This window comes from Streptomyces sp. NPDC007896 (assembly GCF_042959425.1).
In the GTDB taxonomy this organism is placed as follows: Bacteria; Actinomycetota; Actinomycetes; order Streptomycetales; family Streptomycetaceae; genus Streptomyces.
Genome location: NZ_JBIBKX010000015.1, coordinates 159413 through 182323, shown reverse-complemented (window position 1 = coordinate 182323; position 22911 = coordinate 159413). Strand labels below are relative to the sequence as shown.

The window sequence follows — 22911 nt, the reverse complement described above, 5'->3', positions numbered from 1 at the left end:
CACTGCCACCACTGCCACCACTGCCACCGCTTTCACCCGTCGGTGCCGCCGGTTCACCCCCGCCTCCAGGACCGGAAGGCCCGCAGGTGTTCCGGCGTGACCACGGTCTCCAGGCGTTCGTCTTCCTGCTCTCCGCCACCGAGCGCGGCCAGCAGCCGCCGGGCCGGTACGTTGCGCGCGGTGCGCTCCGCCGTCATCCGGACCTTGACGCAGCCCAGCTCGTCGGCTCGGTCGGCCAGCCACCGCAACAGCCGTTCCTCGACTCCCCGGCCGAGCGCCCGGCAGCTCATCAGCCAGGCCAGTACGTCGAGTTGGTCGCCGTCCGCACGGAGGGCGAGCAGCCCGATCTGGCCGTAGTCGCCGAACCGGTCCCGGGCCGCGGCCGTCCACACCTCACCGCGCTCCCGCCACCGCCCGAGATCGTCCCCGTCGGCGGACCGGGCCCGCAGAGTGAACTGGTTGGTACGGCGGACGAGTTGTTCGGCCCGCTCGACGTCGGCCTCGGACAGGGCCCGGATGTCGACCCCGAGTTCCAACTGGGCGAGGAACTCCTCGAATCCGGCCTGCGCGCGCACGGCGTCCCGGTCCCGCTCCTGTTCGTAGAACCGCGCCCGCAACGCGTCCTCGGCCGTCGCCGCGGCCGGGACGAGCGGCCACAACCTGCCCAGGAATGCGCTCAGTCCGGCCGACGGCGGGCACGTCACCGACAGCACCTCCGGCAGCGCGGACCGCACTCCGGCGATCTCGACCGGGTTGTCGTCCAGGAACAGGAAGCTGTCCGGGCCGAGGCCGAGCGCCCGGGCCGCCTCGGCGAGCCGACCGGACTTCGGGCCCCAGGTCGCGGAGAGCACGCTGAAGTGTTCGGCCTTGAGCAGACTGTCCGGGCGGTCCAGTACGGCCCGTACCGTGTCCTCGTCGTTGTTGCTGACCAGTGCCAACAGCGCGCCCGCCGCACGCCACTGAAGGAGCCGGCGTGCGAGCAGCGCACGTGGTCCTGTCAGGTCCACCGCCTCCGGGCCGATCTCCCCGGCCACTCCACCCCACAGCGTCTCGTCGCCGTCCACCGCGATCACCTTGGGCGCGGGGCGCCGTACCGCACGTACGACATCGGCGAGGCAAAGCGCCACCGCCGCCTGGAACCGCGGGGTGAAGGGGAGGTGGGCGATCCGCTCGGTCCGCTCGTCGAAGCGTTCGGCGACGGCGTGGCGCCGGGTCCAGTCGTCGGGTCGGAGCACCGCGATGCCGGGCACCTCGGCCAGTTCGTCGGCGATCTCGCGCTCCCACCGTGCGAAGCGGTCCTGCGCGTGGGCGGACGGAAGGAAGCCGACGATCAGCGGCTTGCGGGTCCGTTCGGACAGGGCCCGCAGCGCGGCCGGGAACGCGGTACGCAACTCGGCGAGCAGCGCGTCGTCCACCGGGCCGAACCGTTCCAGGTCCGCCGCCCGCAGCAGCGCCACGCCCACCGCCGCGGTGGGGTCCGCGAAGACGCCGGAGGGGTCGCGCAGGGCGGCGAGCACCTGGTGGTACGGGGCTTCCGCGACTGTCAGGCCGCCGTCCCGCGTGCCCTCCTCGACCGCGGCCTCGCACAGCGGGGGCAGATTTCCGAGGGCGAAGGTGGCGGCGAGGGCGAGCGACCGGCGCGGGGAGCGACGGGCGTCCTCGGTCGCCGCCTCGGGCACCTCCACCGCCGTGCCCGTCGTCGTACGGACCGCCGGGGTCGCCTCGGCCGTCGTACCCGGCGTCGAACGGACCGCCGGGGTCGCCTCGGCCGCCGTACCCGGCGTCGAACGGACCGCCGCCGTCGGATCGTCCGCCGCCTCCGCGAGCAGCCGCAGGAAGTCCTCCCCCAGCTCGACGGAGGTCGCCGCGTCCAGGATGTCGAGGTTGTGGTCGAGCCGGATCCGGCCCGCGTCGGGGGTCATGGTGATCATCAGGTCGAGGTCGGAGTACCCCGTCCCGGCGGGCAGGACCTCCAGGTGGGCGAGGCGGCCCGCCGAAGAGCGTACGTAGTTGAAGTACACCTCCACCAGCGGCGCGTTCGCCCGGTGCAGCCCCTGTCGGGCGAGGGTCGACAGCACGTCCGAGAACATGGCGCCCTTCGCGAGGACCCGGTCGAGGCGGCCGTCGGTGCGGCGCAGCACCCGCTCGATCCGTTCGCCCGCTCCGGCCTCGGCCGGGAACGGCACCGGCACTCCGAAGAAGCCCACCGCGTCGTACGCGTCGGCGTGGATGCGGGTGTCGACGGGCACGGCGAGAACGAAACGTTCCCTCTGCCGCATCCTGGCCAGCAGCACGGTCAGCGTGCCGAGGCAGAAGGCGGCGGGCGTGATGGCGAGCCCGCTCGCGGCGGTCGACACCCGTTCCATGAGCCCGTCGGGGATCGTCACGCTCACGCTGCCGGCCCGGTACGAGCGCGTCGCCGGGCGGGGCCGGGCGAGCGTCAGGTCGAGTCGGGCACTGCCCTGGAAGGCCTCGCGCCATGCTGTCGCGCCCTCGTCGGGGGTGTCGTCCGTCTGTTGCGCCTCGATCAGGAGGTCGATGTCCCGGTTGGTGACGGCGTCGCCGAGCGAGGTGCCGGACAGTTCGGCGTCGAGTTCCCCCGCCACGAGCAGCAGCGACTGCAGATCGCTCACCGCGTGGTGCGCGCCGAACGCCAGGAACTGGCCCCGGGCACCGGCGTCGAGCAGCTCGAACCGCCACAACGGAGGGTTCGCCAGGTCGAACCGCGGTTCCAGCAGCAGGCGCAGTCGGTCGGCCGCGTCGAGTGCGCCGTCTGCGGGCACGTCCGTCCAGCGCAGCACCGGCCGTGCGACCTCCCGGTCCACCCGTAGCAACCGCGCGTGTTCACCACCCGCACCCGCACCAGCACCAGCACCAGCACCAGCACCAGCACCAGCACCGGTCACGATCGCGGTGCGCAGTGCGGCGTGCCGTCCGGCGAGGCGGGTGAGGATGTCGGTGAGCGCCTCGCGGGTGGTGGGCGTGGTGAGCCGGAAGGCCAGGCCGACGGCATGGGCCGCGTCCGGCATGCCCGGCCGGGCGCTGCGCAGCAGTCGTACGACATCGCGGGTCGCTGGCCGCAGTTCGCTCTCGGGCACCTCGACGGCGGCCACGGGCCGCCGCGCCTCGGACCGCCGTTCCCCGGCCCGCGCGACCGTGTCCCGTTCGGGCAGCGCCTCGCCGAGCGCCCGGGCCAGGCCGCGGATGTCGGAGGCGGAGAACACGGTGGCGGCGGGGAGTTCGGCGCCCAGCTCGCGGGCGAAGGCGTTGCGCAGCCGGACGAGCATGAGGGAGTCCAGGCCGAGTTCCTTCAGGGCCGTGGTCGCCGAGACGTCCACCGTGCCTTCGGAGACCTGGCCGACCCGGGCCCGTACATACGCTTCGAGGCGGTCCGCGCGGTCCCGTTCCGTCGTCGCCGTGAACACCCGCGCGACGAGGTCGTCCGCGTCGCCACCGCCGGTCGGTACGGTGATCAGGTCGCCGAGGATCGGGCGGGCGCGGGCCGCGTCCGGGTCGAGCGCGAGGGTCTCCCAGTCCAGGGCGAGGGGGGCGAGTTGGCGGCGGGAGGTGGCCAGCACCCGTTCGAGGAGTTCACCGCCGTCCTGCGGGGAGAACGCGAGCAGACCGGACCTGCTGGTCCCGGCGGCCCGGGTGCCGGACTCGGCGACCATGCCCACGCCCGCCCAGGCGCCCCAGTCCAGGCTCAGCGCCCGGCGGTCGGCGCGCGAGAGGTGGTGCGCCCAGGCGTCGAGGAAGGCGTTCGCCGCCGCGTACGGGCTCTGCCCCGCGGAGCCGAGGAGACCGGCCGCCGAGGCGAACAGGACGAGGCTCTCGGCCTCCGGGATCAGTTCGGTGAGCAGCGTGGTGCCGAGGACCTTGGGGGCGAGTACGCGCAGGACGCGCTCGTCGGTCAGGTTCGCCACCGTCGCGTCGTCGAGGACACCGGCCGCGTGGACGACTCCGGCGATCGGCCCCGCTTCCCGTCGTACGGCGTCCAGGGCTGCCGTCAGTTCCTCGCGGTCGGCCACGTCGGCGCGGGCGAGGTGCACGGTGGCCCCGTGCTCTTCCAGACCCTTGATCCAGCTCGCGGTGTGCGCGTCGGGCTCGCCCCGGCTCATCAGGGCCAGTCGGCGGGCGCCGCGGCGGACCAGTCGTTCGGCGACGACTCGGCCGAGGCCGCCCAGACCGCCGGTGATCAGATACACCCCGTCGGGGGTGACCTCACCGTTGCCGCCGTCGTCGGGACGGGTGCGGGCCAGGCGCGGGACCAGTCGGCCCGACTCCCGCAGCGCGACGAGCCGTTCGTCGTCCGCGTGCCGCAGTTGTGTCCACAGGGCGTCGACACCGTCGGTGGGCGGCAGGTCGATCAGGGTGGCCGACAGCTCCGGGTACTCCTGCGCCACCGCGAGGCCGAAGCCCCAGGCGAGGGCCTGCTGAGGGTGCGTCACCCACCTGCTGTCACCGGCGGCCTGGCTGCCCCGTGCGACGACGAACAGGCGGGGGGTCCGGCCCCGCGGCCGGTCCGCCAGCGCCCGTACCAGGTGCAGCGTGCTCAGGCAGCACAGCCGGGCCGCCTCCTCGGCCGTACCGGCATCCGTGATCGCCGGGGCGTCGAGCGCGGACAGCTGGACCACCCGCTCGGGCGGCCCGTCGGGGAAGGCCTCGTCCAGGAGGCGGGCCAGGTGCCGCGGATCTGCGGGGTCGAGTACGTAACGACCGGGTCCCTCGACCCCGAACGACTCACCCCTGCGGGCGATCACCCGCGGCACGGTCGAGCCGAGCCGCTCGCCCAGTTCGGCCGCGACGCCCGTGTCGTCCGCCAGGATCAGCCAACTGCCCTCGGCGGGCTGCTGCTGCGCGGCCGGGCGCGGCTGCCATTGGGTCTCGAAGAGCGCGCCGTCCAGCGGAGACAGTGCGGCCAGCTCGAAATCGCTTGCTTCCAGTACCAGTTGCTCTCTCTCGTCCCACAGCCGCAGGTCCACGGTCGCGGTGTCGCCGTCCACGGAACGCAGTCGGCAGGTCGCCCACACGGGCGCCGTGCGCAGTCCGGTGAACCTCAGCCGCCCGACGGCCGCGGGCACGAACGCCCGGCCCTCGGGCGCGCCGCCCGGCAGGGCGGCCGTGTGGAAGGCCGCGTCGAGGACGGCGGGATGCAGCAGATGACCGGCGGCGGGCGTCCGGGCCAGACGGCCGAGGGCGGCCACGTCCGTACGGCGGCCCTCCTCCAGCCCCCGGAAGGCGGGGCCGTAGTCGATGCCCAGGGCCGCGAGCCCGGCGTAGACGGCCGACAGATCGACCTGCTCGTCACACCGTTCGCGCACGGTGTCGAGCCGCTCGTCGTCATCGGCGGCGGCTTCCGCGGTGACCGCGAGGCGTCCGCTGACGTGCCGCTTCCACGGCACGCCATGGCCACCGGCGGGTGTCGAGGCGATGGTGAAGTCCCGCAAGCCGTCCTCGGCGGGCCGCACGACCAGTTGCAGCCGTACGGGCCGGTCCACGTCCAGCGACAGCGGCTGTACGAACCTGACGTCGGCCAGCCGCACTTCGCCTCCGCCCCGCAGCGCGGACGCGGCCTCCAGGGCCATGTCGAGGAAGGCGGCGCCGGGCAGCCAGACTTCGCCGGTGACCCGGTGGTCGGTGAGATAGGCGAAGCGGCTGTCGTCGAGGTCGATGTCCGCCTGGAAGAGATGCCGGTCGGGTTCGTCGCTGGCCTCCAGGTGCGTGCCGAGCAGCGGTGATCCGCCGGCCGAGGCGGTGGCCGGGGCGGGCGCGAGCCAGTGGCGTTCGCGGGCGAAGGCGTAGGTCGGCAGGTCGGCCCGGTGGCCCTGCGGGAACAGCGCCGGCCAGTCGGGCGTGTGCCCGGCCGTGTACAACTCTCCCAGCCCGCGCAGCAGTACGTCGTGTCCGTCGCTCTGCCGGCGCAGCGAGCCGACGCCGACCGCGTCGATCCCTGCCTCCGCCGCCACCGCCTCGATCGACGAGGTGAGCGAGGGGTGCGGGCTCAGCTCGACGAAGTAGCGGTAGCCGTCGTCCAGCATCCGTCGGATCGTGTCCGCGAAGCGGACCGGCTCCCTGACGTTGGCGTACCAGTAGTCGGCGTCCAGCCGGTCGCCGGGGACGGGTTCGGCCAGCACCGCCGAGTACAGCGGGGTCGGTGTCCGGGCGCCCCTGACGCCGGAGAAACGGTCGAGCAGCTCCGCACGGATCGGGTCCATCAAGGGGGTGTGCGAGGCGAACGGTGTCGACAGCGGGCGTGCGGTGATGCCCTGCTCGTCGAGGCGGTGGCGCAGCTCGGCCAGCGCGTCGGCCTCGCCGGAGACGGCCGTGGACCGCGCGCTGTTGACCGCCGCGACGAACAGCCGGCCCGCGAACGGCGCGAGCAGTTCCGCCACCCGCGCGGGCGGCAGTTCCAGGGACAGCATGCCGCCCTTGCCCGCCAGCGGTACGACCGCCTGCCCGCGCCCGGTCACCACGGTCACGGCCTCGTCCAGGGTGAGGGCGCCCGCGCTGTACGCGGCGGCGATCTCGCCCAGACTGTGCCCGACGACGGCGTCCGGGCGGACGCCGAGCGCGCGCCAGGCGGCGGCCAGTGAGGCGTTGACCGCGAACAGCACCGGTTGCAGGAACTCCGTGCGGCCGAGCGGGGCGAACTCCTCCGGCGCCCGCAGCACGTTGAGCACCGACCAGCCGACCTGCCGGCGAACGGCCTCATCGATGCGGGCCATCTCCTCGCGGAACGCCTCCGAACCGGCCATCAACTCGACACCCATGCCCGGCCATTGACCGCCGTGCCCGGCGAAGACGAAGGCCACCTTGCCCGTCCCGTCGTCGCGGGGCGCGGCCAGGGGCGCCCGCCCGCTCGCCAACGCGCCGAGCCGTAGCAGCAGTTCGTCCCGGTCACCCGCGACGAGGGCCGCGCGTCGTTCGAAGTGGCTGCGGTGCCGGGCCAGGGTGTGGGCGACATCGAGGAGAGCGATGTCCTCGCCGGCCTCCTTGGTCAGGTGGGTCGCCAGTCGCGCGGCCTGCCCCCGCAGGGCGGCATCGCTGCGCCCCGACAGCACGAACAGCCGCTTCCCCGGCGGGACTTCGTCCTTGCGATCCGCCTTCTCGACCGGCGGGGCCTCCTCCACGATCACATGCGCGTTGGTCCCGCTGATCCCGAAGGCGCTCACTCCGGCGCGTCGTGTCCGGCCGGGCGACGACGGCCAGGCCGCCGTGTCCCGCACCAGCCGCAGCCCGCTGTTCTCCCAGTCGACGTGTCTGCTGGGCGTGTCGGCGTGCAGGGTGCGCGGCAGGGTCCGGTGGCGCAGCGACTGCACCACCTTGACGAGCCCGATCACACCCGAAGCGGCCTGCGCGTGACCGATGTTGGACTTGAGCGAGCCCAGGTACAGGGGGCGGTCCCGCGGGCGTGAGTCACCGAAGACCTCCGCCAGGGCGTTCGCCTCGATCGGGTCGCCCAGCGTGGTGCCCGTGCCGTGCGCCTCCACGTAGTCGATGTCGGCGGGCTCCAGCCCGGACAGCTCCAGTGCCCGCCGGATCACCTGTTCCTGCGCCGGACCGTTCGGCGCGGACAGCCCCTGGCTGCGGCCGTCCTGGTTGACGGCCGTGCCGCGCAGCACGGCCAGCACCTCGTCACCGTCGCGCCGGGCGTCGCTCAGTCGCTTCAGTACGACCATGCCGGCGCCCTCGGCCCAGATGGCGCCGTCGGCGTCGTCGGAGAAGGAGCGGCAGCGGCCGGTCGGGGACAGGCCCCGCAGTCGGCTGAACTCCACGAAGGTTCCCGGCGTCACCATCACCGTCACGCCACCGGCGAGGGCGAGGTCGCACTCTTTGGACCGCAACGCCTGCGCCGCCAGGTGCAGTGCCACCAGCGACGAGGAGCAGGCCGTGTCCACCGTCAGCGCGGGGCCGCCCAGTCCCAGCGTGTAGGCGAGCCGCCCCGAGGCCACGCTCAGCGCCGAGCCCGTACCGACGTATCCGTCCAGTTGGTCGAGGCGGGACCCCGCCAGGTAGTCGCTGCCGAACATGCCGACGTACACACCGGTGGTGCTGCCCGCGAGTTCGGCGGGCACGATTCCGGCGCGCTCCAGCGCCTCCCACGCCGTCTCCATCAGCAGCCGTTGCTGCGGGTCCATCGCGGCCGCTTCCTTCGGGGTGATCCCGAAGAAGCCCGCGTCGAAGGACTCCAGATCGTCGTGGTTCAGGAAGCCGCCCTCACGGGCGTAGGACTTGCCGAGGGCGTCCGGGTCGGGGTCGTACAGCGCCGCCGCGTCCCAGCGTTCGGCCGGGAAGGGGCCCACCGCGTCGCGCCCCTCCGCGACCAGGCTCCACAGGCCTTCCGGATCGCTCACACCGCCGGGCAGCCGGCAGGCCATGGCGACCAGGGCCACCGGTTCGTCGGAGGTCGGGGCCGTGGCGCGCGTGGGGCGCGTGGCGGGAGTGGTGCGGTCGCCCGTCGCGAGGGCGGTGGACAGCAGATGCGCGGCGAGCCGGGCCGCGGTGGGGTGGTCGAACAGCAACGTGGCCGGGAGCCTGGCACCGATCCGGGCGCCGATGCGGTTGCGGAGTTCGACCGCCGTCACCGAGTCCATGCCGAGTTCGCGCAGCGGCTGGTCGGGGCGGACGGACTCCGTCGAGCGCAGGCCGAGGGCGCGCGAGACCTCCTCGCGGACCAGGGCCAGGACGCGTTCGGCGCGTTCGGCCTCGGGCAGCCGGGCCAGGCGGTCGGCGAGACTCTCGCCGCCGCTTCGGCCGGTGCGGGGCGCGGGCAGCAGCGAGCGCCACACCGCCGCAGTACCGCCGCCCGTGGTGGCCGCGGTCTCGCGCAGGCGTGGCAGGTCCAGGGCCCAGGCGACCAGGTGCGGGGCGCCCTGTCGCAGGGCGAGTTCGACGAGTTCGCGGCCCTGGTCGGGGGTGAGGGCGCGGTGGCCTAGACGGGCCATCCGGTCCAGGTCGGCGTGTGCGGCGGCGAGACCCTCGCCCACCCAGGCACCGAAGGAGAGGGAGACGCCGGGCAGGCCCAGGGCCCGCCGGTGGTGGGCGAGTTGGTCCAGGAAGACGTTGGCCGCCGCGTAGTTGCCCTGGCCCGCGTTGCCGACGACTCCGGCGGCCGAGGAGACCAGCAGGAACAGGTCGAGTCGCGTGTCGGCGGTGAGCCGGTGCAGGTGGGCGGCGCCGTCGACCTTGGGGCGCAGTACCTGTGCGAGCCGTTCGGGCGTCAGCTCGGCGACCACCCCGTCGGCCAGGACTCCGGCGCAGTGCACGACACCGCGCAGCGGCGACTCCTCGCCGATACGCCCGAGCAGCTCGGCCAGGGCCGCCGCGTCCGCGACGTCGCAGGCCGCGACCTCGGCCTCGGCGCCGAGCGCGGTCAGTTCGGCGGTGACGTCGGCGGCGCGCGGATCATCGGGTCCATGACGCGACGTCAGGAGTAGTCGCGGAACGCCGTGTTCGGCGAGGAGCCGGGCGATGTGCCGTCCGACGGCACCGAGACCTCCGGTGATCAGCACCGTGCCGTCGGTGGGTACGAGGGTGGGGCGGCCGACCAGGTCGAGGACGACCGGGGTGCCGGTCGCGTTCCGCCGCCGTATCGCCTCGTGCGCGGCGGTGACGGGCAGGACCTGGGGGTGCCGGGGGCGGTCCGGTCCGGCGGCCGCGGCCGTGAACGGCAGGTCGTCGGGCAGCACTTCGACCGTCCCCGCGTCGGCGATCAGCTCGGAGCCGAGCGGGGTGTCGGAGAGGACGGTGACCCGCAGGCCGGGGGCAAGAGCTTCGACGTCGGTGCCGACCTCGGTGAGCACACCGGCGCGCGGCGTCTCGTCGCCGGGGGCGCCGGGCAGGGCGGCCGCGTGCACCCGGATCCTCACCTGCCCGGGAGCCAGGCCCTCCCGGGGCGCCACCGCGCGCAGGGCCGGGTTCGCCGGAAGGCCGGTCAGCTCGTACTGGTCCCCCGCCGGTATCCGCGGCACGTCCCGGCTGCGGACTCGGACGAGCCGCGGTGCGAGCAGAGCGCCCGCGCGGGAGGCGAGTTCGGGCTCCTCGGCGTGGGTGGCGGCGGTCAGGAGCGGATCGGCCGGGTCGGAGTCCTCGAGGTCGAGGAGGGTCAGGCCGAGGTCCGGGTGCTCGGCGCGGGCGCTGCGGGCGAGCCCCCACAGCACGGACTGGGCGAGGCCGGGCACGGTGTCCTCGTCGACGGCCCCGACCGCACCGCGCGTCACCCACACGGTCCGGGCAGGTGTCTCGTCCTGCGGGAGGGCGATCAGGGCACGCAGTTCGGCCAGGGCCGCGGCCGCCGACTCCTGTGCCGCGGCGGCCGGTTCGGCGTCCGTCGCCGCGCGCGGCCAGAACCGTACGAGCACGTCGGCGCCGCCCGTCCCGCTCACGTCTGCGTCGCCCGTCCCGCTCCGGACGTGGATCCCCGCCGCCGCGAGGCCGCGCAGGGCCCCGGCGACCTCCGGGTCCGAGGGGTCGCCGACCACGGCCCACTCGGTGCCCGGCGCCTCGGCGGGCTGTTCGGGTACGGCCGTCCAGACCACCTCGTACAGGTGCCGGGCGTTCTCCGAGGCGCCGTTCAGGTCCGCCGGGTCCGCGGCCCGCAGTCGTACGCCCTCCAGACGACCGGCCGGGAGACCGTCGGCGTCCCACAGCGTGATGTCCAGGGTGAGGTCCGTGTCGGAGCCGCCCGTGCGTCGTACGGCCGCGGTGAGGTCCCTCGCGCCACCGGGCGGCAGGACGCACCGGCCCACCGCGACCGGGAGCAGCACCCGGCCCTCGGACGCGTCGATCCCGGCGACCACATGCAGCGCGGCGTCCAGCAGGGCGGGGTGGAGGGGGTACGGCTCGGCCGCGTCGCGGGCCGTGGGCGGCAGCGAGAGCCGGGCGAGCAGTTCACCGTCGCCGGTGGTGACCGCCGACCGTACGCCCTGGAAGGCCGGGCCGTAGCCGAGGCCCAGCTCGGCGAGCCGCTCGTACGTCCCCGGGGTCCAGGCCGGTTCGGCCGCCTCCGGCCACACCGGGGGCCGATCCGCCGTCGGCGCGACAGGCGCGGACGCTGACGCGGTGGCGTGCAGGGTCCAGCCCGTGGCCTCTTGGGCGCGCGGGCGGCTGTGCACGGTGATCTCCGGTACGGGACCGGCGGTGACCACCTCGACGGACACCTCGACCGTTCCGGAGCCGGGGAGGGTGAGAGGGCTGAGGAGGAGCAGGTCGGTGAGGTCGTCCGGGTCGTCCGGGCAGGCCACGGCGAGCGCGGCGCGGCACAGTTCCATCAGGGTGGTGCCGGAGACGACGGTCCGGCCGAACACGGTGTGGTCGGGCAGCCAGTCGGCGGTGTCCTTGGACCACTCGCCCCGGAAGGTCCAGCGGGTCTCGTCCGGCGACTGGAGCTGGATGCCGAGCAGGGGGTGCGCGGCACGGTCGAGGAAACCGGGGGCACCGGTGGCGGACTCGGGCTCGATCCAGTGGCGCCGCGGGTCCCAGGCGTATGTCGGCAGGTCGACGGGGGCGGTGTCGGGGACCAGCCGGCGCCAGTCGATCCGCCGCCCGTGGACGTGGAGTTCGGCGGCGGACCGGTCCAGGCAGGCGGGTCCGTCCTCGTCGCGGCGCAGCGAGCCGACGGCGACCAGGTTCTCGTGGCCGGAGTCCTCGGCGATGGTGTGCAGGGCGGTGACGAGGGAGGGGTGGGGGCCGAGTTCGACGAACCAGCGGTAGCCGTCGGCCGCCATGCGCTCCACGGTGGCTGCGAAGCGGACGGGTTCACGCAGATTGGTGTACCAGTAGTCGGCCTCCATCTCCTCGGTGACCGGCTCGCCGGTGACGGTGGAGTACCAGGTGACGGAGGTCGGGCAGGTGGTGACGCCGTCGAGTTCGTCGAGGACCGTCGCGCGGACCGGCTCGACCCGGGGGCTGTGGGAGGCGTAGTCGACGTCGAGGCGGCGGGCGAAGACCTGTTCGCGGTCCAGGTCGGCGAGCAGGGCCTCCAGCGGCTCGACGTCACCGGCGATCACCGTCGAGCGGCCACTGTTCACGGCGGCGACCGAGACCCGTCCGTCGAGGTCGGCGAGGCGGTCCTCGACCTCGGTGTGCGGGAGGGCGACGACGGCCATGGTGCCGGTGCCCGACAGCCCGGTCAGGGCCTGACTGCGCAGCGCGACCACCGCGGCGGCGTCGCTCAGGCTGAGCGCGCCCGCGACGCAGGCCGCGGCCACCTCGCCCTGGCTGTGCCCGATCACGGCGTCCGGCCGTACGCCCCGGGCCCGCCACACCGCGGCCAAAGACACCATCACGGCGAACAGGACCGGCTGCACGACGTCCACGCGGTCCAGGGGCGGGGCGCCCGCGGCACCGCGCAGCACGGCGGCCACCGACCAGGTGGTGAAGGGGCGCAGGGCGGCGTCGCAGCGGTCGAGTTCGTCCGCGAACACCGGGTCGCGGTCGAGCAGATCGCGGGCCATGCCGGTCCACTGGGAGCCCTGGCCGGGGAAGACGAAGGCCAACTTGCCTGTGGGAATGGCCTGTTGGTGTCCGACGACCGTATCGCTACCGCTGTCGGTACCGATGGCGGTACCGCCGTCGGTGCCGCTGTCGGTTCGGCCGTCGGTGCCGCTGTCGGTTCGGCCGTCGGTGCCGCTGTCGGTTCGGCCCTCCGCGAGTGCGCGCAGGGCGGTCAGCAGGTCGTCGCGGTCGGCCGCCCGCACGACGGCCCGGTGTTCGAAGTGCGTGCGGTGGTGGGCCAGCGTCGCGGCCACGCCGGGCAGCGACGGCCGCGGCTGTTCGTCGAGCGCTTCGAGGAGGCGGGCGGCCTGGCCCCGGAGGGCGGGGAGGGTACGGGCGGAGAGCGGGAAGAGGGCCGCGCCGGGGAACTCCGCCGGGGGTGTCCCGGTGGCCGGCCGTACCAGGTCCCGCGGCGCCTCCTCCAGCACCACGTGCGCGTTCGTACCGCTGATCCCGAACGCGCTCACCCCGGCCCGCCGCACCCGGTCGCCGCCCCGCGGCCAAGCCCGGGCTCCGCTGTGCACCCGCAGGCCGCCGCCCGCCCAGTCGACGTGCTCGGTCGGGGTGTCGGCGTGCAGCGAGGCCGGGAACAGTTCGTGGCCGAGGGCCAGGACCGTCTTGATGACGCCGCCGATGCCGGCCGCGGCCTGGGTGTGACCGATGTGGGACTTGAGGGAGCCGACGCCGAGCGGCCGGTCGGCCGGGCGCCCCGGCCCGAAGACGGCGGCGAGCGCCCGGCCCTCGATGGGGTCGCCGAGCCGGGTACCCGTGCCGTGCGCCTCGACGTGGTCCAGGTCGTCCGGGCGGAGTCCTGCCGCGTCGAGGGCGGCGCGCACCACCCGTTCCTGCGCCGGGCCGCTCGGGGCGCTCAGGCCCTGGCTGCGGCCGTCCTGGTTGATGGCCGACCCCTTGACGACGGCCAGGACCCGGTCGCCGTCGCGGCGCGCGTCCGCGAGCCGCTTGAGCAGCACCAGACCGCAGCCCTCGGCCCACACCACGCCGTCCGCGTCGGTCGAGAACGGGCTGCACCGCCCGGTCGGCGACAGCCCGCGCAGCCGGCTGAACTCGACGTGTCCGCGCGGGGTGACAAGGAGCGTCGCGCCGCCCGCCAGCGCGAGGTCGCACTCGCCGCTCGCCAGCGCCCGCGCGGCCAGGTGCAGCGCGACGAGGGAGGAGGAGCAGGCGGTGTCGACGGTGACCGCCGGGCCCTGGAGGCCGAGGGTGTAGGCGATGCGTCCGGAGGCCACGCTGGACGCGGAGCCGGTGCCCACGTGCCCGTCGAGCCGGCCGAGCGCGGCCGAGGCCAGGTAGCCGCTGTCGTACAGCCCGATGTAGACGCCCGTGGAGCTGCCGTTCAGCGTGTCCGGGACGATCCCGGCGCGCTCGATCGTCTCCCAGGCGGTCGCGAGCAGCAGCCGCTGCTGGGGGTCCATGGCCGCGGCCTCGCGCGGTGAGATCCCGAAGAAGGGCGCGTCGAAACGGTCGATGTCGCAGAGGAAGCCGCCGCGCAGGGTGTACGCCTTGCCGGGGGCCTCCGGGTCGGGGTCGTAAAGGCCCCGGGTGTCCCAACGGCCCGCGGGCACCTCGGTGATGGCGTCCTCGCCCGAGGCGAGCAGCCGCCACAGCGCCTCGGGGTCGTCGGCGCCGCCGGGGTAGCGGCAGCCCATGGAGATGACGGCGATGTCCTCGTCGCCGCGTAGGGGCGCGGCCGCCGGCACCGGCGCCGCCGCACCGACGGGCCCTTCGCCGAGGACCGCCGCGGCGAGCGCCGCGATGGTGGGGTGGTCGAAGACGAGGGACGGCTCCACGGGGCGGCCGATCCGGCCGGAGAGCTCCGCGGCCAGGGTCACCAACTGGCGTGATCCCAGGCCGAATTCGGCGATCGGCCGCTGGGGGTCGACAGCCGACGGGGCGAGCCCGGCCGCCTCGGCGACGGCCGACGCCAGCCAGGCCCGCACGTCCTCGGAGGTCGTGACGGACATCTCGGGGAACTGCTTCGGGGACTCGCTCGCAGGCATCGGGGAAAGGTGTCCTCGTGAACTCGGGTTCAGACGGATTCCGTACGACGGGTACGGCGACCGGTGGACGGCGACCGGTGGACGGCGGAGGCACCGGCGCGCGACTGAGGAACCCCTGGTGTACGGCCGGTACGACCGGGGTGCCCGTCGGCGCGGGTGTCCGCGCCGACGGGGGGGTGACCTCGTCTACCTCATCTCGCGGCGGGCGCGCCGACCACCGCGAGGGCGTCGGCGAGGTACGCCGCCCGGGAGGCGTGGCGCTGGATCTTCCCGCTGGACGTCTTGGGGATGGTGCCGGGGTGGACCAGCACGACGTCACGCACCGCGAGGCCGTGGGCCTCGCCGATCGCGCTGCGGATCACCTCGGTGATCCGCTCGGAGTCGGCCGCCGCGTCCGGGGCCGTCTCGGCGACGATGACGGGCTGTTCGCCCTCGGCACCGCCGTCCACGGAGAACGCGGCGGTGCAGCCCGGCCGGAGCGCGCCGTGGGACATCTCGGCGGACAGCTCCAGGTCCTGCGGGTAGTGGTTGCGTCCGTCGATGACCATCAGGTCCTTGAGGCGGCCGGTGACGAACAGTTCGCCCTCGCGCAGGAATCCGAGGTCGCCGGTCCGCAGGAAACGGTCCGGACGGTCCTGCAGCGTGGCCCGGAAGGTCTCGCGGGTGGCGAGGGCGTTGCGCCAGTAACCCTTGGCGACGCTCGCGCCGCTCACCCAGATCTCGCCGACCTCCCCCTCGGGCAACTCCTCCCGCCGCTCGGGGTCTGCGATCACCACGGTCGTACCGGGGATCGGCCGCCCGGAGCCGACGGCGGCCGCGTCGGCCGCGCCCGCGTGCGGACTTGACCCGGGGGCCGCGGCGAGGGTGGGCGGGGTGTCGGCCGAGCCGCCGGTGACGATGAGCGTGGCTTCGGCGAGGCCGTAGCACGGGTACAGGGCTTCATGCCGGAAGCCGGCCGGGGCGAAGGTCTCGGTGAAGCGCCGCAGGGTGGCGGCCCGTACCGGTTCGGCGCCGTTGAAGGCGACCTTCCACCGGGCGAGGTCGAGTCCGTCGAGGAGTTCGGGGGTGGCGTGCTTGAGGCACAGCTCGTAGGCGAAGTTGGGGCCGCCGCTGGTGTGCGGGCGGTAGCGGCTGAGGGCGGTCAGCCAGCGCGCGGGCCGCTGGAGGAAGTGCAGGGGCGAGAAGAGCGTGGCGGTGGCGCCGAGGTGGACGGTGTTCAGGACCGGGCCGATGAGGCCCATGTCGTGGTACACGGGCAGCCAGCTGACGAACAGTTCGTGGTCGTACTCCGCGAGCGTGTCCGGGGTGTGGCCCATCCGCTCGGTGATCGCCCGCTGGTTGTCCAGCAGGTTCCCGTGCGTCACCATCACGCCGCGCGGGGCGGAGGTGGAGCCGGAGGTGTACTGGAGGAAGGCGACCGAGTCGTCGGTGAGGTCGGGTTCGCGCCAGGAGTCGGCCGCCTCGTCGGGTATGTCCTCGGTGGCGACGCAGGTGATCGCGTCCAGTTCGGGCAGGTGCTCCCCCTGGGCGGCCAGGGTGGCGAGCACCTCGCGGCCGCCCAGGATCACCTTGGCGTCCGCGTCGGCGATCAGGCGCTTCATGCGGGTCAGGGCGCGGTGGTTCTGCGACCGCCCCTGCGGGGGAACGCCCGGCACGGCGACGACCCCGGCCGAAAGACAGCCCAGGTAGCCGGAGATGAACTCCAGGCCGGGCGGGTACAGCAGCAGTGCGCGGGATCCGGCCAGACCGCGTTCCTGCAGCCAGGCGGCGACGGCTCGGGACCGACGGGCCAGACGTCCGTACGAGATGTCCTGGATCTCTCCGTCGCAGTCGCCCGTGACGAGGTAGCGGTATGCCGTCCGCTCCGGCTGTTGCGAGGCATGCGTGGTCAGTAAGTCGACCAGGGAACGAGCCATATGAGGAGTCTCACCTGTTCGAATGAGTGAGCGAGAAAACTGGAGTTCGAAGGCCGCGGGGTGCGTATGCGCAGGCGCCGTGGCCGCCCAGCCCCCTTGCCGGACAGTCCGTCTCGACCAACCCGCCCGAGGAGCAGCGGCGATGCATACGCCGGCCCCTCGTGACCCTCGTTCGGCTTGCTACCAACGAGTAACACGATAGCAAGTCTTGTCGGCCAGGTGGATGTAACCGCGGGTATTCAATGAGTAACTGGCCAATCTGGCCAATCGGCGGTCCTGCACGCCTTCATGACGGGCCGGGAGTCGCGGGGTGTTCGAGGTGCGCGACGAAGGCGGCGAGGTCGGCGACCACGCGGTCGGGCTGCTCCCAGTGGACGTCGTGCCCGGCGCCCTCGTAGGCGATCAGGCGTGAACCGTGGATGGCGTCCAGGATGGTCTGCTGGTCGCCGCGGGGCAGCAGGTCGTCCTGGTCACCCCAGATGACGAGGGTGGGCACCAGGATGCCCGCGAGGGTCGCGCGCAGATCGGTGTCGAGCAGTCCGCGCAGGGTCTCCTGCCAGACGTACGCGGGGACCTTGAGGTTTTCCTCGATCATCGTCTCGACGAGGCCCCTGGCGACGGGCCGGTCCACCGCGCCGGAGACGAACTCCTCGACGAACTCCCGGGGTACGGGGTCGCAGAGCCCCTCGACGGCCTCCCGCATCCCGGTCACCGCCGACTTGTCCTCAAGCGTGCCGGGAACACCGATCAGCACCAGCCCCGCGATCCGGTCGGGGTGGCTGCCCGCGACCATCCGGGCGGCCACTCCGCCGCTCGAGGACGCGACGAGCACAGCGCGGTCGATGGCGACGGCGTCCAGGAAGGCGACGAGGTCGGCGGCGTAGTCCTCGGGCGTGTAGCCCTCGGGAGGGCGGTCGGCGTCGCCATGGCCGCGCTGGGTGGGCGCGTAACCGCGCAGGGCGGCCGGAAGGCGTCTGAGGAGGGGCTCGAAGGCCCACCAGGAGTCACCGAGCCCGTGCACGAAGACGACCGGTGTCCCACTGGGGTAGCCGGCCTCGGCGTAGGGCAGCGTGAGGCCTTCCCGCACCTGGGCGGACTTCAGGGAGATCACGGTCACGACACCCTGCCTCCTTCGCTCCGCCGCCCGGTCGGGGAACCAGGAGCAAAGAGCGAGCGGCGATCACTTCCGACAGTAGCGACGAGCGGCGGGGCCCGCGCCTCAGGACGCCCGGACGAAGCGGGTGAGGGCGGCGGCGTACCGCCGCGGATGGGTGACGTGGGGAATGTGTCCCGCCCCTTCGACGGTCTGCCGCCGCGCCCGTGGCAGGGCCGCGGCCAGCCGGTCGAGGATCGTCGCCCACCACACCGGGCTCTGGGTGCCTGCGCTGAGCAGTACCGGTGCGGCGCACCGGGCGAGGGCGTCGGTATCGATCTCCGCCCAGTCGGGGTCGGACTGTTCGTCCAGCCAGGTGGGCGCGTTGTGCACGAACGTCTCGCGCACGGCGGCGGGCAGCCGGTCCCAGGTGCCGGGTCCCATGGCGACCTCCTCCACGAACTGCCGTGCGCCCTGCCGGTGCTCGCCCTTGCGGAGATGGGCGAGCACGGCGTCCATCGAGGCTTGCGTCGGGCGCAGTTGTCCCGGCGCGTCCGGATCGTCGGCCACGATCGCGATGAGCGGGGGCTCGTGGACCGTGATGCTGCGGAACAACTCCGGCCGGCGCGCCGCGAGCCCCAGTGCGATCGACCCGCCGAAGGAACTGCCCGCCACGTGCGCGGGCGCGGGTCCGAGCCGCTCGATCAGGGCCTCGAGGTCGTCCTCGTCCTGTCGGCGGGTGCCCGGGCCCGGCCCCGCTTCGCTCTTCCCGTGACCACGGCGGTCATAGGTGACCACCCGGAACGACGCACGGAGGTCGGCCTCGATCGCGGGCTGCCACGAGGTGTGGTCGCTCCACGAACCGTGGACGAGGACGAGTGGGTCGCCCTCTCCGACGACCTGGTGGTAGAGGTCCAGGTCGCCTGTACGCAGCAGGGGCATGCGTGACTCCTGTGGGTGGAGGGCGGGGCGGGAGCGGCCCGCCGCGAGCATGCCTTCAGTGTGCTCCGCAGGCACCGGTCGCGATGTCAGGACACGGTGCGGTAGCGGTGTTCGGGACGGCCGGTCGCGCCGTAGCGGAGCTCCAGTCGGACCATGCCCTCCCGGACGAGGTAGGACAGGTAGCGCTGGGCCGTGGCGCGGGAGACGCCGGTGAGTTCCGCCGCCTCGGCCGCCGACACGTCCCGGCGGGCGGTGCGGACCGCCTCGTGGAGCAGGGCGAGGGTCGGCGCGGAGTGGCCCTTGGCCGGTACGGCGGGCAGGGCGGTGGGGCGGACGACGCTGAACAGGGCGTCCACGTCGGCCTGGTCGGTCTCCGCCTCCGGACCCAGGACGTCCACCCGGTGCTGGAGCGCGCGGTAGGCGGCGAGCCGCTCGGCCAGGGCGTCGGCGCCGAAGGGCTTGACGAGGTATCCGACGGCTCCGAGCTTCATCGCGGTCCGTACGGAGGTGATGTCCCGGTCGGCCGTGATCACGATGGCGTCGGGGCGGGCGCCACCCGCGTCGCCGGTCAGCTGTCGCAGCACGTCGAGGCCGCTGCCGTCGGGCAGGAAGATGTCGAGGAGCAGCAGTTCCGGGTGGAGCGTGTGGACGGCGTCCAGCGCCTCGGCCACGTTCGCCACCTGGCCGACGACCTCGAAGCCCTCGACGCGGGCCACGTATGTGCAGTGGAGTCCGTTCACCCGGAAGTCGTCGTCCACCACCAGGGTCCGTATCACCAGCGCTCCCCTCCATCGGCCGCGGCCAGGGCGCCCGCCGGTACCAGCGGGGCCGTCGTGAACAGTGCGCCCTGCGGCGCGGGCGCGACGTCCGGCAGGGGCAGCGTCACGGTGAAGACCGCCCCGGGCCCCTCGCTGACCGTGATGGTGCCGCCGTGCCGCTGGACCAGCCGGTGGACCAGGGCCAGTCCGAGGCCGCGCCGGGCGGTGCCACGGTCCGGCCGGGTCGACCAGCCGTCCTCGAAGATGGACTCGGCCGCGCCCGGCGGGATGCCAGGTCCGGTGTCGGCCACCCGCACCAGTACCTCCGTGGTGGCCTCGACGACCGTGAGCCGCACCTCCCGGCCGCCCGCCGGGGCCGGTCCGCCGACCGCGGCGTCGAGGGCGTTCTCCAGCAGGTTGCCGACGATGGTCAGCAGCCGGTGCAGATGCGGCGGCTGCTCGCCGAGCGCGGAGTCCTCGCCCAGCACGATCCGTACGCCGCGCTCGGCGGCGACCGTCGTCTTGGCCACGATCAGACCCACCATCAGGGCGTTGCCGATGTGCTCGCGCACCGACTCGGTCAGCTCCTGGTCGGCTCCGGCCAGCTCGACGGCGTACTCGTACGCGGACTCGTACTCCCCCACGTCCAGCAGCCCGGCCAGGGTGTGCATCCGGTTGGTGAACTCGTGCTGCTGGGCCCGCAGCGCGTCCGTCAGCCCGCGCACCGAGTCCAGCTCCCTGAGCAGTCCGACCAGTTCGGTACGGTCACGCACGGTGACCACCGCTCCCAGCGCGCGGCCGTGCAGCGTCACCGGCATCCGGTTGACGGCGAGGCAGTGGTCGTCGGTGAGGACCGTGATGTCGGTCCCGGTGAGGCTGCCGTCCAGGGCCCGGCGCAGCCGACCCTCGGGCAGGAGTTCGTCCAGCCGGCTGCCCAGTGCCGTGCCCAGACCGAGCAGATGGCGGGCCTCGTCGTTGATGACGGTGACCCGGCCCTCGGGGTCGAAGGCGACCACGCCCTCCCTGATGCCGTGCAGCATCGCCTCCCGGTCCTGCAGCAGGCCGGCGATCTCCTCCAGCTCCAGCCCGAACGTTGTCCGCTTCAGGCGTCTGGCCAGCAGGAACGCGGCCGCCGAGCCGAGCGCGGTGGCGATCGTGGCATACAGGCCGAAGGTGGGCAGCTCCCGCCACAGCTCGCCGAGCACGTCGCGTTCCGGGATACCGACCGACACCTCGCCGACCAGCGTGCCGGTGGGCCCCTTCAGCGGAGCCTTGCCGTTGGCGGACCGCCCGGTCGCGCCCTGGTCGGAGCCGACGTGGGGATGGCCGTCGAGCACCGCGATCGGATCGCCCACCGGTTCGCCGATCAGTGCCGGGTCGGGGTGCGAGTGGCGGATGCCGTGCAGATCGATCACGACCACGTACGACGCCTTCGACGCGATCCGGATCCGTTCGGCCACGGTCTGCACGATGTCGCCGCCACCGCCGTACTCCATGGCCTGCTGGATCTGCGGCTCGGCGGCCGTGGTCTGTGCGATGGCCAGCGCCCGCTGCTCGTAGGAGCGGTCGATCTCGGCCCGCTGAGCGAACGCGAACAGTACGAAACCGATGGATCCGGACAGGGCCAGGATGACCAGCTGGTTGGCCAGAATCCGCGCGGAGAGCCTTCCCTTCCTGGCGCGGCCGATCCGGATTCGGATGGGCATCACAGGTGCCTTCGCCCTTGTCTTGCTGCCGGGCCCGGCCCCTTCGCCGTAACCCGTGGTGGCGTGATTGTGCCCCACCAGGGACATCCTGCCCACCCCTGGCCCGCTGAGCAGAACGTGCAGAACCCCGGTTAACACAACTAACGCGAGATACGTCTGAAACAGCGACGTAATACGGGGCGGCCTCTAGCGTCTGCCTTCCTCGACCCCGAGGTTAGGAAGGAGACGACCTCAGATGGCTTCGCGAAACGATGCCGCGTTGAGCACGGTCGCCGACAAAAGCGGCCAGGACAGCGCGCGAGTCGAGATTTCAGGGCTCACCAAACGATTTCTGACTCCCGCGGGTGAGGTGTTCACGGCGCTGCAGGACGTTTCGTTCACCGTGGAGCCTGGCCAGTTCTGTGCGGTGGTGGGCCCGACGGGCTGCGGCAAGTCGACGACCCTGAGCATGGTCTCCGGGCTGGACCGGCCCAGCGAGGGCTCGGTCAAGGTCGGCGGCCGTGAGGTGGACGGTGTCACCGACGGCGTCAGCTTCATGTTCCAGACCGACGCGCTGCTGCCCTGGAAGACCGTCCTCGGCAATGTGCTGATGGGCCCGGTCTTCCGCGGCGTCCCCAAGCAGAAGGCCCAGGTCTCGGCGCGCGACTGGCTGCGCCGGGTGGGCCTGTCCGGGTTCGAGGACCGCTACCCGCACCAGCTCTCCGGCGGTATGCGCAAGCGCGTGGCGATGGCCGCGGCGCTGATCAACGAACCGAAGATCCTGATCATGGACGAGCCGTTCGGCGCCCTGGACGTGCAGACCAAGGCGATCATGTCGACCGAGCTGCTCGGCCTGTGGGAGCAGATCCGTCCGTCGGTCATCTTCATCACCCACGACCTCGACGAGGCCGTGGCGCTCGCCGACCGGGTCGTCGTCATGACGTCCAGCCCCGGATCGGTCAAGGCGGTCTTCGACATCGACCTGCCCCGCCCGCGCGGCGCGGTCCAGGAGATCCGCTTCCAGCCCCGCTTCATCGAACTTCAGCACCAGATCTGGGAAACGCTGCGCGAGGAGGTGGAGCGCGCCTACGCACGCACCGCAGGAGGTACGGCATGAGCACGACGTCCGCAGTTTCCGCCCCGCCGGTCAAGGACGGCGCACCGTCCTCGGTCGCGGCCACCGCGAAGCGGGCCGCCCGGCGGCGCACCGCGCTGGTGTGGGCGGGCCGTATCGGCCTCGCGGCCTTCGTCATCGGCGGCTGGCAGGCGTTCACCACCTGGGGGATCGTCGACCCGTTCTTCTTCGGGCAGCCGTCGGGCATCGCCAAGCGGCTGGTCGACCTCTTCCGGCACGGCACCGAGTTCGGGTCCTTCTACTCGAACATCTGGACAACGATCCAGGAGGCCCTCGTCGGCTTCGCCCTCGGCGCCGTCACCGGAGTGGTCTTCGGTGTCGCGCTGGGCCAGAGCCGCTTCCTCGCGGACGTGCTCGGCCCCTACATCAAGATGGTGAACGCGATCCCCCGGATCGTCCTCGGCTCGATCTTCATCGTCGCGTTCGGCATCGGTGTGCTGCCGAAGATCCTGCTCGCCGCGGTGCTGGTGTTCTTCATCGTCTTCTTCAACGCCTTCCAGGGCGTCCGTGAGGTGGACCGCAACATCCTCGCCAACGCCAAGGTGCTCGGCGCCTCGCAGTTGCAGATCATCCGGCACGTCATCGTGCCGTCCGCGCTCACCTGGATCATCGCCAGCCTGCACAGCGCCTTCGGCTTCGCCATCGTCGGCGCGCTCGTCGGCGAGGTGCTCGGCGCGCAGAGCGGGCTCGGCCTGGTCATCAAGACCGCGCAGAACAACTTCGACCCCAACGGCGTGTTCGCGACGATGCTCGTCATCTCGGTCATCGTGCTCGGCGCCGAGTGGCTGATCGGCAAGCTCGAGCACCGGCTGCTGTCCTGGCGCCCGCCGGCCCCGTCCGAGGCGAACTCCCTCTGACTCCCCCGCGCT

General features: G+C 73.3%; 8 protein-coding genes and 1 pseudogene. 2 read left to right on the top strand and 7 right to left on the bottom strand.

Annotated elements, in window-relative coordinates; all coding sequences use genetic code 11:
* Nucleotides 1-53: 53 nt before the first annotated feature.
* The 7 genes and pseudogenes from ACFZDJ_RS39020 to ACFZDJ_RS38990 form a co-directional block, all read right to left on the bottom strand.
* Nucleotides 54-12455: an SDR family NAD(P)-dependent oxidoreductase gene (locus ACFZDJ_RS39020; protein WP_391066477.1), complete on the bottom strand. Its 12402-nt coding sequence runs from the start codon at nucleotides 12453-12455 to the stop codon at nucleotides 54-56.
* A gap of 243 nt (nucleotides 12456-12698) precedes the next feature.
* A pseudogene (locus ACFZDJ_RS39015) lies at nucleotides 12699-14477 on the bottom strand (beta-ketoacyl synthase N-terminal-like domain-containing protein); the annotation flags it as partial.
* Between the two features lie 227 nt (nucleotides 14478-14704).
* Nucleotides 14705-16429 (bottom strand): AMP-binding protein, encoded by a 1725-nt coding sequence (locus ACFZDJ_RS39010; protein WP_391066211.1) that lies wholly within the window; start codon nucleotides 16427-16429, stop codon nucleotides 14705-14707.
* A 286-nt stretch (nucleotides 16430-16715) separates the two neighbouring features.
* Nucleotides 16716-17546 carry an alpha/beta fold hydrolase gene (locus ACFZDJ_RS39005; RefSeq protein ID WP_390931549.1) on the bottom strand — a complete coding sequence of 277 codons (831 nt, stop codon included), beginning with the start codon at nucleotides 17544-17546 and terminating at the stop codon, nucleotides 16716-16718.
* Between the two features lie 102 nt (nucleotides 17547-17648).
* Nucleotides 17649-18464: an alpha/beta fold hydrolase gene (locus tag ACFZDJ_RS39000; protein ID WP_391066208.1), complete on the bottom strand. Its 816-nt coding sequence runs from the start codon at nucleotides 18462-18464 to the stop codon at nucleotides 17649-17651.
* Between the two features lie 86 nt (nucleotides 18465-18550).
* Nucleotides 18551-19240 carry a response regulator gene (locus ACFZDJ_RS38995; RefSeq protein WP_266632505.1) on the bottom strand — a complete coding sequence of 230 codons (690 nt, stop codon included), beginning with the start codon at nucleotides 19238-19240 and terminating at the stop codon, nucleotides 18551-18553.
* Nucleotides 19237-20928, bottom strand: a complete 1692-nt coding sequence (locus ACFZDJ_RS38990) for an ATP-binding protein (protein ID WP_391066205.1) — start codon at nucleotides 20926-20928, stop codon at nucleotides 19237-19239. Before ACFZDJ_RS38990 ends, ACFZDJ_RS38995 begins: the two co-directional genes overlap by 4 nt.
* Before the next feature lie 235 nt (nucleotides 20929-21163).
* Here ACFZDJ_RS38990 and ACFZDJ_RS38985 point away from each other — a divergent pair, with 235 nt between their 5' ends.
* Complete coding sequence (locus ACFZDJ_RS38985; RefSeq protein ID WP_075025582.1) at nucleotides 21164-22024, top strand: ABC transporter ATP-binding protein; 861 nt, start codon at nucleotides 21164-21166, stop codon at nucleotides 22022-22024.
* A complete protein-coding gene (locus ACFZDJ_RS38980) occupies nucleotides 22021-22899 on the top strand; it encodes an ABC transporter permease subunit (RefSeq protein ID WP_390931542.1) in 879 nt (292 codons plus the stop codon). Before ACFZDJ_RS38985 ends, ACFZDJ_RS38980 begins: the two co-directional genes overlap by 4 nt.
* The last annotated feature ends 12 nt before the right edge of the window (nucleotides 22900-22911 follow it).

Bases quoted from the DNA above. Each gene is read 5' to 3' on its own strand.
- ACFZDJ_RS39020 (WP_391066477.1), bottom strand. From the start codon at position 12,455: ATGGCCCGCGATCTGCTCGACCGCGACCCGGTGTTCGCGGACGAACTC.
- ACFZDJ_RS39010 (WP_391066211.1), bottom strand. From the start codon at position 16,429: ATGGCTCGTTCCCTGGTCGACTTACTGACCACGCATGCCTCGCAACAG.
- ACFZDJ_RS39000 (WP_391066208.1), bottom strand. From the start codon at position 18,464: ATGCCCCTGCTGCGTACAGGCGACCTGGACCTCTACCACCAGGTCGTC.
- ACFZDJ_RS38990 (WP_391066205.1), bottom strand. From the start codon at position 20,928: ATGCCCATCCGAATCCGGATCGGCCGCGCCAGGAAGGGAAGGCTCTCC.
- ACFZDJ_RS38985 (WP_075025582.1), top strand. From the start codon at position 21,164: ATGGCTTCGCGAAACGATGCCGCGTTGAGCACGGTCGCCGACAAAAGC.
- ACFZDJ_RS38980 (WP_390931542.1), top strand. From the start codon at position 22,021: ATGAGCACGACGTCCGCAGTTTCCGCCCCGCCGGTCAAGGACGGCGCA.